Source organism: Streptomyces mesophilus, assembly GCF_040300965.1.
Taxonomy (GTDB): domain Bacteria; phylum Actinomycetota; class Actinomycetes; order Streptomycetales; family Streptomycetaceae; genus Streptomyces; species Streptomyces mesophilus_A.
The window spans coordinates 69,076-76,927 of the sequence record NZ_JBEPEW010000025.1 but is presented as its reverse complement, the minus strand read 5'-3'; the positions used below and the strand labels follow the sequence as shown (position 1 = coordinate 76,927).

The window sequence follows — 7,852 nt, the reverse complement described above, 5'->3', positions numbered from 1 at the left end:
GCGCGGCCCGTGACGAGGGTGTCCTCGGACATGCCCCGTTCGATACGCGCCCACATACGGGCCTTGTCCGGCTCGTGCCGCTCGGCGGCGGCCCGCAGTTCACGGCGCAACTCGTCCATCAGTGCCCGACCTCCCGGGCCGGGGCGACGGGGCCCGGCGCCTGAGGGCTCCGGTTCCGTTCCACCGCCCGCAGCAAGGTCGTTCCCTCTTCCTCGGAGCCGAGCAGCCGCTGCAGCTCGGCCACCGCCTTGGATGTCTGGCTCTTCACCGTACCCACCGATATCCCGAGCGCCATCGCCGTATCGCGTTCCGACAGATCGAGCGCATGCCGGAGCACCACACAGGCCCGTTTACGGAAGGGGAGTCTGCGCAGCGCGCGGCGCACGTCGACCACCGCGGCGACGTCCGGTCCCGCGCTGTCCTCGGTGTGCCGGGACCAGTACAGGGCGACCCTGCGGCGCTCGCGTACGGCGCTGCGGATCCGGCTGCGCGCCATGTTCGCCACGACCCCGCGGGCGTACGCGACGGGGTGGTCGGCCGCACGGACCCGGTCCCAGCGGTCCCAGACGGCGAGCAGGGCGTCGGCGGCGAGGTCATCGGCGGCCTCGGCCTCACCGGTCACGAGGTGGGCGAAGCGGGCGAGTTCGGCGTGGTGACGCTCGAAGAAGGCATGGAACTCCGCGGCAGGCTCTTCAGGGGCTATGCCCACTTCCGTCCGCTCCCTCCCTGCTCAGCGCGTTGCCGGGCCTCTTCTGCGGCTGCGGGGCGGCGAGCATAGCAATCGGAGCTCGTACGTCCGCAAGGGCGGCGGCGGGTGCGCGCGGGGCGCGAAATCCGGGTCCAAGTTTTTTCCGGACCGCGGCAACTTCCGTGCCGTCGGCGGCAACTGAGCCGTAGCCACCCGTGCAGCCACGTGCGGAGAGATGCCGGTCTTGTCCGCTGTTCGGTGGTTACGGGTTCGGTCGTTACGGACGCAAGGAGTGCCCGGTCTCAGACAGGTGCCGGGCCCGAGCTGGCGCGGTCGGTCAGATGCGGGGCGAGGAGGTCGAGGGTGCGATGCTCGCGGCCCTCGAGCCGGTCGACCACCCGCTCCACCGCGCGGCGGCCCATCTCCTGCGCGGGCAGCGCGACCGAGGTGAGGCGGACGGAGGCCTGGGCGGCCACCTGCTCGGGGCAGATCGCGACGACCGAGACGTCCTCGGGAACCGCGCGGCCCTGCTGCCGCAGCAGGCTGAGCAGCGGTTCGACGACGGCCTCGTTCTGCACCACGAGACCCGTGGTGCCGGGCCGTTCGTCGAAGATCCGGGTTATCTGCGCGGCCATCGCGTCATACGAGCCTTCGGTCGGCCGGTGCAGCATCCGCACACCCAGCTCACGGGCCGCGGCGCGGGCGCCCTGCAAGGTGCGCTCGGCGAAGCCCGTATGCCGCGCGTACACCGCCGGCGCCTCCCCGATCAGGGCGATCTCGCGGTGCCCCAACTCGGCGAGATGGGCGACACAGCGCGCCCCGGCGGCCGCGAAGTCCAGGTCCACACAGGTCAGTCCGGCCGGGTCGGCGGGCTGGCCGATGAGTACTGCCGGGGATGCGATCTCCTCGAGCAGCGGCAGCCGTTCGTCGTCCAGCTCCACGTCCATCAGGATGAGCGCGTCCGCCGACGCGCTGTCCGCGATCCGGCGCACCGCCGCGGCGCCCTCCTCGCCGGTGAGCAGCAGCACGTCGTAGCCGTGGGTGCGGGCGGTGGTGGCGACCGCGAGGGCGATCTCCATCATCACCGGCAGATACATGTCCGTCCGCAGCGGCATCATCAGCGCGATCACATGGGACCGGTTGCCGGCCAGCGCCCGGGCGCCGGCGTTGGGGTGGTAGCCCAGCTCATGGATGCTGCGCCGGACCCGCTCCCTGGTCTCGCTGGAGATGGCGCGCTTGCCGCTGAGCACATAGCTGACCGTGCTCGGCGAAACCCCGGCCCTGCGGGCGACTTCGGCGATGGTGACCATACGGGCCCTCCCCCTGGCCGACTCGGCGAACCGCTTCGACTCGTTGCTCTCGATCTGCGCGGGACAAAAATCCGACGCAACTTTATTGGCACGCCGCAGGACCGTCCAGGAGTGTCGAAGCGCTTCGATTCCCGTCTTCCCGGCCGACGGCCGTGTGAGAAAGCGGTGCGCTCCGGCCGCCCTGCTCGCCTCATCATCATTCCAGGCGCAGATGCTCCAGAGGTCAGCCATCCGGCCCAGCCCGTCACCCGCACGACCACCTCATGCCGCTCCCCGCATGCGGGCAGGGCCGGGAGGCCCTTGGCTCAAGGGGATGGAGCGCGGGTGCCAGGCGACCGCGGCGGACAGGGTGCCGCCACCCCGGGCTTCGCTGGAGGCATACGCATGCGGACGCAGCGGAACGTGCGACGGACCGTCGCCACAGCAGCCCCGGTCGTAGTGCTCGCCGTGCTCGCGGGCGGCGCGGCACTGACGCTGATGCCGAAGGACGGGGCCGAGGCGGGCAAGAAGGGCGCGCAGCCGGTCGCGGGCGGCAACGCGGCCGGCATCAAGGTCACCGTCAACGGCTCCACCGTGCAGGCCACCACCTCGGCCTGCACCAAGGGCGGCCGCGCCTCCCTGATCGGCGGCGGCAACTCCAGCTTCGCGGGCGGCCAGCAGGCCCTCCTCGCGGGCGGGTCGGCGACCTGGAGCAACGTGAACCCCGGCACCTACACCGTGGCCGTGGTCTGCGCCGGCGGTGACGCGGCCGGTTCGCAGCGGGTCACCATCTCGGGTTCCTCGGCGACCTCGCCGACCAGCCCGACCACCGCCCCCACGACCGCGCCCACCACACGCCCGACCGCCCCGGTGGTCACGCCCACCACCCGTCCGCAGGTCATCCCGCAGGGCCGGGTGCGGGCCGGGCTCGGCGGGGGCGCCCCCGAGCGGGTCGACACCTCGGCGCAGATCGCGGGCGGCGCGGCGCTGGCCGTCACGGCCGGCGTCGGCGGCGCGCTCCTGATCCGGCGCCGCAACCGCCGGGCCGCCCTCGCGCACCGGTCCGCGTAGGCCTCGTACTCCTGGTCGGCATAGACCTCGTACTCCTGGTCCGCGTAAGTCTCGTAACTCCCGGCCCAAATGAGCCTCGTAACTCCCGGGCCGCGCAGCCCCGTCCAATCCTGTTCCCCACAACACCCGCTTCCCGCCCCCTGTAGAAGCCAGCAACGTACGAAGGTGCCCATGCCCTCCTCCGGTCGCTTCCGCCTCCCCGGTGTCAAGGCTCCGCTCGCCGGCACGACCGCGCTTGCGGTGCTCATCGGGGCGTGGTTCGCGGCCGAGGGGGTGCGCAATGCGGATGCCGTCGAGGCTCCGCCGCGGATCTCCGTACCGGCTCCGCAGCACGTACAGGCACCCGAAGTGCCCGCGCTCGCGCCCTCCCAGCCATTGACGATCCGGATCCCGGCCATCGGTGTGGAGTCGATGCTCGTCGGTCTCGATGTACTGCCCGACGGGTCGCTCGACGTGCCGTCTCCCCTGACTCCCCAACTGGCGGGCTGGTTCCAGCAGGGCACCACCCCGGGCGCGGCCGGCACGGCGCTCGCGGTCGGGCACTACGACTCGGCGACCGGCCCCGCCGTCTTCTACCACCTGTCGCGGCTCGGCCCGGGGCACACGGTCGAGGTCGACCGCGCCGACGGACGGACCGCGATCTTCAGCGTGGACTCCGTCGAACTGCACGACGGCGGCGCCTATCCCGACAGCAAGGTGTACGGCACGACCGGCCGCCCCGAACTGCGCGTGATCACCTGCGGCGGCCCCTATCAGCCCGGGGGCCCCGGCGTACAAGGCGGCTACCAGGGCAATACGGTCGTCTACGCGCACCTGACGGGCGTGCGCTGACCCACCGCTCGCGGCCTCGGCCGGCCATGCCGTGAGCCGGCGTCAACCGGCTGCACCCGTGAGCCAGGGCCAACGGACCGCACCCGTAAGGCGGCATCAACCAGCCGTACCCGTAAGCCAGTCGACCACGTCCACCGCCGAGTACGGCTCGCCCCGCGGGCTGAGGTCGGCCAGGAAGCCGAGGTCCTGGCCGAGGGTCACCACCGGGGGTTCGACGGTGCCGCCGGGGCGGCGCGAGCCCAGGCCGACCGTGGCGAGCAGCCCGTTGCAGAGGCAGACCTTGCCTTCTGCCTGCGCCATGTCGCCGCCCTTGCGGGCGAAGGCCGCCGCGGGTTCGGCGGCACAGCGGTAGCCGAGTGCGCCCTTGGGGGTGCGGTAGGGCGTGCGCAGATAGCCGAGGTCGCAGACGCGGCGCCGGTCCGCCCGTACGGAGGGCTCGGAGAGGGTCCCGGGCAGGGCGACGACCTTGAAGGGGAACGATGTCGGGGAGGCCGCCGCGTCGTTGCGCACCGTCAGACTCCCCTCCGACGCACGGGACTTGACCTGGTCGCGCAGCTCGGCCGCCATGCCGGAGTCCTCGCAGAGGGCGAAGGCGCTGCCGATCTGCACCCCGGCCGCACCGGCGGCGCGGGCCGCCGCGAGGCGCTCGGGGTGGGCGGTGCCGCCCGCGAGCCAGAACGGGATGCCCTGGTCGCGCAGCGGGGCCATCTTGGCGAGGTCCGGGACGTCGCGCGGCCCGTAGACGGGGTCTCCGTCCGCGTCGAGCTCGAGGGCGCCGCGCGGCGGGGCGCTGTGTCCGCCGGCGCCGTGGGTCTCGATCACGAAGCCGTCGGGCCGCGTGGTCTCGTCGCGGGCGAGGTACGAGGCGAGCACGGGCAGCGACACGATGGCGACCACATCGGGACGCCGCAGACCGGCCCACACGCCACCGCCCACACCGGGACCCTCCGCCCCGGCCGTGCCCGGACCGTCGACTCCACGCGGATCGCCGGCCCTCTCCGGACGCGGCCCGATCTCGACGTTCTGCACCCGCCGGGCGCCACCCGCATCACCCCGCCCCGCGCCGGATCCCGCCCCGCCGCACTCACAGGGCCCCTCTCCCCCATCGCACCGCCCGCCGGCGCCGGGCTCCGCGGCCACCGCGCCCCCGGCCGACAGGGACCGCGGATCGAAGCGGTGCACGTACGGCTCCGCATCCCCCTCGACGGTGAGCTCCACGGTCACCGGCTCGCCGCGCGACAGGCGGGTGGCGAGTTCCGGGACATGGGCGGGCACCCCGGCGCCCACCAGGACGTAGTCGACCCCCGCGAGGATCGCGCCGAACAGGCCGGGGGCGAGGGCGAGTTGGACCTTCGCGAGGTAGTTGACGCCGACGACGCCCTCGTGGCCCTCCTTCGCCAGCCAGACCTCGACGAAGTTGCCGAGCACGGTGAGCAGTTCGCCCGCCTCGCCGCGCTCGGCCCGGAGCATCGGCTCGGTACGGAAACGCTCGCCCTCGGCGAGCCCGCCCGGCACGTAATACCGCTCGAGCACGGCGGCCGCGAGCTCCGGCAGCGGAAAGGCCGCGAGCGCGCGGCGAACGTCTCCGCCGGGGTCGCCGAGCTGGAGCCTGCGGGCGAGCACCGCGTCGAGCGCGGTGCCGGAGACGACACCGAGCTGGCCCGTACGGGAGACGGCGCGCGCGAGCCGCCAGCCGGAGACGCCCACGCCCATGCCGCCCTGGATCACCTGGGGCGGCGCTGCGGCGGCCGTGACCTTCGGTGCGCTGAGCGGAGCAGTCGGCATGTCGTCCTCGATCGGTGTCGCCGTCGTAACTTACGGAACCGTAAGTTCGCTGCTCCCAGCGTGTGCCACCCAGGGCGCGGCCATGGACGGCGAAGGTCCCGACTGCTCATGCCGAAAGGCCCGGGCACCCCTTTCCGCCGCACGGTCGCCCCACAGCGCGATCAGTCCCCGTACAGCGCGGCGATCTCCCCTTCGTAAGCCCGCATCACGGCGGCTCGCTTGACCTTCATCGAGGGCGTCAGGAGCCCGTTCTCCTCGCTGAACTCACCCGCCACGATCCGGAACCCGCGGATCGACTCGGCCCGTGAGACGGCCTCGTTCGCGTAGTCCACGGCCCGCTGCACATCCGCGATCATGCGGGGATCGCGGCAGACGTCCGCGAGCGGGGTGTCGGCCGGCATCTTGCGTACGGAGAGCCAGTGCGCCACCGCGTCCGGCTCCAGGGTGACCAGAGCGCCGATGAACGGCCGGTTGTCGCCGACGACCAGGCACTGGCCGATCGGCGGTCGGCTGCGCAGCCGGTCCTCGAGGACGGCGGGCGCCACGTTCTTGCCGCCGCTCGTGACGAGGATGTCCTTCTTGCGGCCGGTGATCCGCAGATAACCGTCGCCGTCGAGCTCGCCGAGGTCGCCGGTCGCGAACCAGCCGTCGTCCAGGACTTCGTCCGTGGCCCGCTCGTTGTTCCAGTACGCGCCGAACACGATGCCGCCGCGGATCAGCACCTCCCCGTCGTCCGCGATCCGGATGGCCGTACCGGGGACGGGCAGTCCGACGGTCCCCGGGCGCGGGCTGAGCGGGGGCGTGATGGTGGCGGCCGCGGTGGTCTCGGTGAGGCCGTAGCCCTCGTAGATGATGATTCCGGCGGCGTAGAAGAAGAGGTTGAGCCTGGGGTCGAGGGGTGAGCCGCCGCTGATCGCGTAGCGCAGGCGGCCGCCGAGTTCCTTGCGGATACGGCGGTAGACGAGCAGGTCGTACAGGCCCCAGGCGAGGTACGTGCCGAGCGAGGGGCCTTTGCCGGTCCCCAGGAACTCCTGCAGATACTCCTCGCCGAACCGCACCGCGATCCGGTCCGCGCGCTCGAAGGAGGCGCCGCGGCCGATCTTCTCCGCGGTGGCGCGTCCCGTGTCGTGGATCTTCTCGAAGAGGTAGGGGACGCCGACGATGAACGTCGGGCGGTAGGAGCGGAGTTCGGGCCGCAGTTCGTCGGGCTTGATGCTCGGGCAGTGCGCGATCTCGATCCGGGCGAGCAGGCACGCGATCTGGATCGCACGGCCCAGGATGTGCGCGAGCGGCAGGAAGAGCAGGGTCGAGGCGATCTGCCCGGTGACCTCCTGGAAGACCGGGTGCAGGAGTTCGACCGTGTTGGCGGCCTCCGCGTGCAGATTGCCGTGCGTGAGCACACAGCCCTTGGGGCGTCCTGTGGTGCCGGAGGTGTAGCAGACCGTGGCGATGGTCTCGGGAGTGAGCGCGGCGCGGCGCTTGTCCACCTCCTCGTCGGGTATGTCCCGGCCCAGCGTGGCCAGTTCGAGGATCGCGCCCGCGTCCAGCTCGAAGAGCCGCGCCTTGTCGCCGATGGCCGTGCGGACGGTCGCGGTGTTCTCCGCCGTCTCCGCGATCACGATGCCGGCACCCGAGTCCTCGGCGATCCAGGCGATCTGCTCGGCGGAGGAGGTGGCGTACACGGGCACGGACTGGCCGCCGGCCGCCCAGATCGCGAAGTCGAGGACGGCCCATTCGTAGCGGGTACGGGACATCAGGGCGACACGGCCGCCCGGTTCGAGGCCAGCGGCGATCAACCCCTTTGCGGCGGCGGTGACTTCACGCGCGAAGGTCTCGGCGGTCACCGCCCGCCACTCGCCCGCCTCCTTGCGCTGGACCACCACGGCGTGGGGATCTTCCTGCGCGTTGGCGAAGGGGATGTCGGCGACCGAGCCGCCGGGCTTCTCGGCGACCAGGGCGGCCACGCGCGCCTCGCGGACCACTCCGTCCTCACGGAGCAGCTCGGTGCGGGCCCTGGCCGCGAGATCGCTGTGCTGTTTCGCCCGCTTCAGATCCTTGCGTACGCCCATGGTCGGCTCCGTGTGTCCGCTGGTCACGACGAGTGGTGCGGTGGTGCCAAGTTCTTTACGCAAGGGTCAACTTACCGATGCGTAACGAGAAATCAATGCCCCCGGCAGCGGGCGTCGGA

6 protein-coding genes are annotated in these 7,852 nt (G+C 72.4%); 2 read left to right on the top strand and 4 right to left on the bottom strand.

What is annotated here, in order from left to right:
* Positions 1-118 precede the first annotated feature (118 nt).
* On the bottom strand, positions 119-709 hold the full coding sequence (locus tag ABT367_RS12520; RefSeq protein WP_352252379.1) for a SigE family RNA polymerase sigma factor: 591 nt from the start codon (positions 707-709) through the stop codon (positions 119-121).
* 281 nt (positions 710-990) lie between these two features.
* Positions 991-1,998, bottom strand: coding sequence for a LacI family DNA-binding transcriptional regulator (locus tag ABT367_RS12515; RefSeq protein ID WP_352252377.1), 1,008 nt, complete (start codon positions 1,996-1,998; stop codon positions 991-993).
* A gap of 384 nt (positions 1,999-2,382) precedes the next feature.
* Here ABT367_RS12515 and ABT367_RS12510 point away from each other — a divergent pair, with 384 nt between their 5' ends.
* Together ABT367_RS12510 and ABT367_RS12505 are read left to right on the top strand one after the other, a co-directional pair.
* Positions 2,383-3,048: a hypothetical protein gene (locus ABT367_RS12510; protein WP_352252375.1), complete on the top strand. Its 666-nt coding sequence runs from the start codon at positions 2,383-2,385 to the stop codon at positions 3,046-3,048.
* 171 nt (positions 3,049-3,219) lie between these two features.
* Positions 3,220-3,879, top strand: a complete 660-nt coding sequence (locus ABT367_RS12505) for a class F sortase (protein ID WP_352252373.1) — start codon at positions 3,220-3,222, stop codon at positions 3,877-3,879.
* A 96-nt stretch (positions 3,880-3,975) separates the two neighbouring features.
* On the opposite strand, the gene ABT367_RS12500 is transcribed toward ABT367_RS12505, so the two are convergent.
* Positions 3,976-5,664, bottom strand: coding sequence for a nitronate monooxygenase (locus ABT367_RS12500; RefSeq protein ID WP_352252371.1), 1,689 nt, complete (start codon positions 5,662-5,664; stop codon positions 3,976-3,978).
* 161 nt (positions 5,665-5,825) lie between these two features.
* Complete coding sequence (locus ABT367_RS12495) at positions 5,826-7,733, bottom strand: AMP-dependent synthetase/ligase (protein ID WP_352252369.1); 1,908 nt, start codon at positions 7,731-7,733, stop codon at positions 5,826-5,828.
* Positions 7,734-7,852 lie beyond the last annotated feature (119 nt).

What these genes read in the sequence shown, in the direction of transcription:
- ABT367_RS12515 (WP_352252377.1), bottom strand. Translation starts at nt 1,998, where the DNA reads ATGGTCACCATCGCCGAAGTCGCCCGCAGGGCCGGGGTTTCGCCGAGC.
- ABT367_RS12510 (WP_352252375.1), top strand. Translation starts at nt 2,383, where the DNA reads ATGCGGACGCAGCGGAACGTGCGACGGACCGTCGCCACAGCAGCCCCG.
- ABT367_RS12505 (WP_352252373.1), top strand. Translation starts at nt 3,220, where the DNA reads ATGCCCTCCTCCGGTCGCTTCCGCCTCCCCGGTGTCAAGGCTCCGCTC.
- ABT367_RS12500 (WP_352252371.1), bottom strand. Translation starts at nt 5,664, where the DNA reads ATGCCGACTGCTCCGCTCAGCGCACCGAAGGTCACGGCCGCCGCAGCG.
- ABT367_RS12495 (WP_352252369.1), bottom strand. Translation starts at nt 7,733, where the DNA reads ATGGGCGTACGCAAGGATCTGAAGCGGGCGAAACAGCACAGCGATCTC.